Annotated in this window: 6 protein-coding genes; 2 read left to right on the forward strand and 4 right to left on the reverse strand. The window is 62.3% G+C overall.

All coding sequences use genetic code 11. The annotated features are described in order from the left end of the window. Window positions 1-224, reverse strand: a 224-nt coding sequence (locus HWX87_RS37505; RefSeq protein WP_176051820.1) for an SDR family NAD(P)-dependent oxidoreductase, incomplete at its 3' end; no start/stop codon positions are given. 164 nt (window positions 225-388) lie between these two features. On the opposite strand from HWX87_RS37505, the gene HWX87_RS37510 reads away from it, so the two are divergent. Then, a complete protein-coding gene (locus HWX87_RS37510; RefSeq protein WP_176051821.1) occupies window positions 389-1,360 on the forward strand; it encodes an aldo/keto reductase in 972 nt (323 codons plus the stop codon). Between the two features lie 111 nt (window positions 1,361-1,471). Then, the gene (gene rlmJ, locus HWX87_RS37515) at window positions 1,472-2,317 is read left to right on the forward strand and encodes a 23S rRNA (adenine(2030)-N(6))-methyltransferase RlmJ (RefSeq protein ID WP_176051822.1); all 846 of its coding nucleotides are present in this window, start codon (window positions 1,472-1,474) and stop codon (window positions 2,315-2,317) included. A gap of 15 nt (window positions 2,318-2,332) precedes the next feature. On the opposite strand, the gene HWX87_RS37520 is transcribed toward rlmJ, so the two are convergent. The 3 genes from HWX87_RS37520 to cueR form a co-directional block, all read right to left on the reverse strand. Continuing rightward, window positions 2,333-2,668 (reverse strand): hypothetical protein, encoded by a 336-nt coding sequence (locus HWX87_RS37520; RefSeq protein WP_176051823.1) that lies wholly within the window; start codon window positions 2,666-2,668, stop codon window positions 2,333-2,335. 147 nt (window positions 2,669-2,815) lie between these two features. After that, the gene (locus HWX87_RS37525) at window positions 2,816-2,962 is read right to left on the reverse strand and encodes a DUF3563 family protein (RefSeq protein WP_006478295.1); all 147 of its coding nucleotides are present in this window, start codon (window positions 2,960-2,962) and stop codon (window positions 2,816-2,818) included. Window positions 2,963-3,177: 215 nt separating this feature from the next. Further along, window positions 3,178-3,582: a Cu(I)-responsive transcriptional regulator gene (gene cueR / locus HWX87_RS37530; protein WP_027784959.1), complete on the reverse strand. Its 405-nt coding sequence runs from the start codon at window positions 3,580-3,582 to the stop codon at window positions 3,178-3,180. Between the last annotated feature and the right edge of the window lie 316 nt (window positions 3,583-3,898).

Raw genomic sequence — 3,898 nt, forward strand, 5'->3', positions numbered from 1 at the left:
ATGCCGCTGTTCACGGCTTCCTCGTTCGTCACGTCCATCGCGACGCCGATCGCCTTGCCGCCTGCCTTGATGATCTCGTCGGCGACCGCGTTCGCGCCGTCCTGGTTCAGGTCGGCGATCGCGACAGCCGCGCCTGCCTTGGCGAGCTCGAGTGCGATTTCCTTGCCGATGCCGCTCGCGGCGCCCGTGACGACTGCGGTCTTGCCGTTCAGATCTGCTGCCATGTCCGTCTCCTCCCGTTATCGGATCGAAAAAGTACGTGCTCGCCACCTCGGTGTTTGCTGCATGATCGACGCGGCGAGCCAGCCGTCATTGTGCACGATCGGCCCCGCCGTTCGCGCGCAAAACGTCTAAGCTTAAGGTCGGTTCTGTCACGCAGGAGATTCGCATGCACTATCGACGGCTAGGCCGCTCCGGCCTGCAGATCAGCGCGCTTTCGCTCGGCTCGTGGGTCACCTACGGCAACCAGGTCGACCAGCGGGTCGCGCGCGAATGCCTCGCCGCGGCGCGCGACGCGGGCGTCAATTTCTTCGACAACGCCGAGGTCTACGCCGGCGGCAAATCCGAGGAAATCATGGGCCACGCGCTCAAGTCGCTCGACTGGCCGCGCGTCAGCTACATCGTGTCGACGAAGTTCTTTTGGGGGCTCGCGGAAGCGCCGAACCAGTATCACACGCTGAACCGGAAATACCTGTTGAACGCCATCGACAGCTCGCTACGCAGGCTCCAGCTCGACTATGTCGACCTCGTCTATTGCCATCGCCCCGATCCGAACACGCCGATCGAGGAAACCGTCTGGGCGATGAGCGACATGATCGCGCGCGGCAAGGCACTGTACTGGGGCACGTCGGAATGGAGCGCCGACGAGATCCGTGCCGCGTGCGAGATCGCCGAACGGCATCACCTGCGCAAGCCCGTCGTCGAACAGCCGCAATACAACCTGTTCCACCGCACGCGGGTCGAGCAGGAATATGCCCGGCTTTACGATGACTACGGTCTAGGCCTGACCACCTGGAGCCCGTTGGCGTCGGGCCTGCTCACCGGCAAATACCGCCACGGCGTGCCGCCCGGCAGCCGCGCGCAGTTGCAGGGTTACGACTGGATGCGCGACCGCCTGACCGATCAGGCGGCCAACGACATCGTCGAGCGGCTCGGCGGGATCGCAGCCGAACTCGGCTGCAGCACGGGCCAGCTCGCGATCGCGTGGGTACTCGCGAATCCGCACGTGAGTTCGGTCATCACGGGCGCGTCGCGGATCGAGCAGATCGGCGACAACATGCGCGCACTCGACGTTGCGGCGAAGCTGACACCGGACGTGAAGCAACGCATCGAGGAGGTGGTCGGCGACGCATACGAATAAGGCGATGCGCGGCCACTCGCGTACAATACGCGGCCGCATCGGCGCCCGGCCTGACGGCCGCGCACGATCGACCGCTTTCATCGATTCACCTTTCGTTTCAGGCAGCCCGCCATGCTCAGTTATCGTCACGGTTTTCACGCAGGCAACCACGCGGACGTGCTCAAGCACGCCGTCGTCGTCCAGCTGCTGCGCTACCTGAACAAGAAAGACAAGTCGTACTGGTACATCGACACGCACGCAGGCGCCGGCGTGTACTCGTTGCGCGACGGCTACGCGGCGAAAACGTCGGAATTCGACACCGGCATCGGCCGGCTGTGGAACGAGAAGAACCTGCCGGAAGCGCTGGGCGAGTATGTCGACGAAGTCCGCGCGCTGAACGACGATGGCGAACTGCGCTTCTATCCGGGTTCGCCGTACATCGCCTGGCGATCGATGCGCGAACAGGACCGCATGCGTCTGTTCGAGATGCACACGACCGAAATCGACGTGCTGCGCCACAATTTCCGCGACGCGGGGCGACGCGCGATGATCTTCGCCGGCGACGGCTTCGAAGGGATCAAGGCGCTGCTGCCGCCGCCGCCGCGACGCGCACTCGTGCTGATCGACCCGTCCTACGAGGACAAGAAGGACTACGCGCGCACGGTGAGCTGTGTGACGGAATGTCTGAAGCGATTCGCGACGGGCTGCTATGCGATCTGGTACCCGCAGGTCACGCGGCTGGAGTCGCAGCGCTTTCCCGAGCAATTGAAGCGCCTGCAACCGAACAACTGGCTGCACCTGACGCTGACGGTATCGAATCCGCCGACGGATGGTCTGGGCCTCTACGGCAGCGGAATGTTCATCCTGAATCCTCCGTACACGCTCGCGCAGAGCATGAACGAGGCACTACCTTATCTGGTCGAGAGGCTGGGACAGGATAGCGGTGCCCGCTTTCAGATCGAGCAGCGCGGCAACTGATCGGGCGACCGACCGTTACGGCTGCGGTCTCGGTGCGAGCCTCGGCGGGTTGGCTGGCTGCCCGCCCCACGCGGGAACGTTGATATACGGCGCGACGAACAACGGAACCGACGTGTTCGGCGCCTGCCCGGCCGGGGCTCGCATGCCCGCCGGCTCCACGATCGGCTCCGAAGACAGCGGTGCTGTCTGCAACACCAACCCGCCCTTGCCATCCTGGATACCGCGCTGCGTATCGAGAACCAGCGGTTTGGACGACGTCGCGGCATTGGCCGCGAGGCCATGGACAAGCACGGCCGCGCCCAGAACGAGACGCGCGCGGGCACTGCGACGCACATCGAGACGCAAACGCATGATCGTGTCCTTCAGGATGACAAGCAGGCCCATACCATAGCGCTGCACTGACGATTTCGCCAGATCCGGCGCACAAAAAAACAAAGCCCCGTCAATACGGGGCTTGCTTATCGTTCAGTGCCACACGGCACCTGACGGTGACTCCGATTACAGCGAGTAGCCGTTGGTTTCGAGCGAGCGGATACGGCTCTCGAGCTGGACGATGTCCGACGACGTGGCGAGGTAAGCCTCACGGCGCTCACGTTCAGCGGATTCGAACCAGTTGCTCAGCTTTTCGACGATGTAGGCGATCATGACATTCTCCAAGGAAGAGGGACCCCTGGTGAATCGAAATTCAGGGATTTCCCGTATAGGGTTATCCCGAATTATAGCGATGCCGCACCAAGATGCTAGTGAAATACTTGCATGGGAACCATTCCAAATCGGAATGGACGACCTTTCGTCGACACTAACCCATTGATTTTTATAGGCATTGAATCCGAGCCCATTTTGAGGCTCGAGTACACGCACTAATTTGGTTCACCGACGGGGTCGGCCAGGCGCGCCAAAATCGGGCATTCGGGCCGCCCGTCACCATGGCAGTGCGCGGCCAGGTCAGCCAGCGTGTCGCGCATGTCACTCAGCTCCGCGATGCGTTTGTCGAGTTCGGCCACGTGCTCGAGGGCGATCGACTTCACTTCGGCGCTCGCGCGGGAGCGATCCTGCCAGAGCATCAGCAGCTTGCGGATGTCCTCGACGAGAAAGCCAAGCCGCCTGGCCTGACGGATGAAGCGAAGGATATGGATTTCGTCCGCGCCGTAGATTCGGTAGCCGGCGTCGGTACGCTTGCTCGGTGCAAGAAGGCCAACCTGTTCGTAGTACCGGATCATTTTTGCGCTGACTCCGGATTCGCGCGACGCATCGCCGATATTCATTCCCTGCCCTCTCCATCAAACCCCGGTTTTGACCGTGAACGTCGACGAATGCAATCGCCGACGACACGTCGATCGTATCAAATCACGCGGCTTCGTTCCGCGATCGGGGCTGGCAACAGGACTGGAAGGTGGGTAGATCTGGCAAGTGGTGACGAGATACGAGGAGTCGAGCGCCTTTCTGCCGCCCTCCCTGCATTTCCGCGGCTCAAATGCAAAAACCCCCGCCTTTCGGGCGGGGGTTCTTGGCTTAGGGAGCCTGACGATTACCTACTTTCACACGGGAATCCGCACTATCATCGGCGTAGAGTCGTTTCAC

The organism is Burkholderia sp. BCC1644, assembly GCF_902833225.1.
Lineage (GTDB): Bacteria > Pseudomonadota > Gammaproteobacteria > Burkholderiales > Burkholderiaceae > Burkholderia.